1 protein-coding gene is annotated in these 545 nt (G+C 47.0%); it reads right to left on the reverse strand.

All coding sequences use genetic code 11. The features are described from left to right. A partial coding sequence (locus tag A3761_RS19690; RefSeq protein WP_068750734.1) for a flavodoxin family protein occupies positions 1–408 on the reverse strand: 408 nt, incomplete at its 3' end. Between the last annotated feature and the right edge of the window lie 137 nt (positions 409–545).

Genomic DNA, 545 nt, shown 5'->3' on the forward strand with positions numbered 1-545 from the left:
ATGGCTCTCAAACTCTTTTTGGTAAGCGCCTTTTAGTAAAAGGGGCTCCTGTACCCATCGCCACTTAAGGCCAGTGGTAATGGTTTCGAGAGCACGAATTGTACCTGTGCCATCATGACCGGCTCTAATATACGCGGCACAGGGTAAGCCTTGTTTCGCTTCTAAGCATGGGTAATAGCAACGGTCGAAGAAATCTTTGAGGGCACCACTCATGTAGCCTAGATTCTCGGTAGTGCCGAGTATAATGGCGTCTGCACTTAGTACATCTTCTGCTTGTGTTTCAAAAGGAGTTTTCGACTTGAATTCAACTTGCTCAAGAGCTTGGCTGATGACACCCTGGCACAGAGCTTGTTGTAGGGCTTGTGTATTTTCAGACGGGCTGTGGGCGACCAAAAGGAGTTTTTTCATTTCGCTTTGCTTGAGATACAAAGCTTAGGGTAGGAGTGGATTACTCATACCCTAGCCCTGTCTATTGGGTTATGGGTATGCATTCTCTACTGCAGACATTGCAGCGTCGACATCGCAGCTATGTCCAAGTTCGTTAA

Source organism: Oleiphilus sp. HI0123, assembly GCF_001635315.1.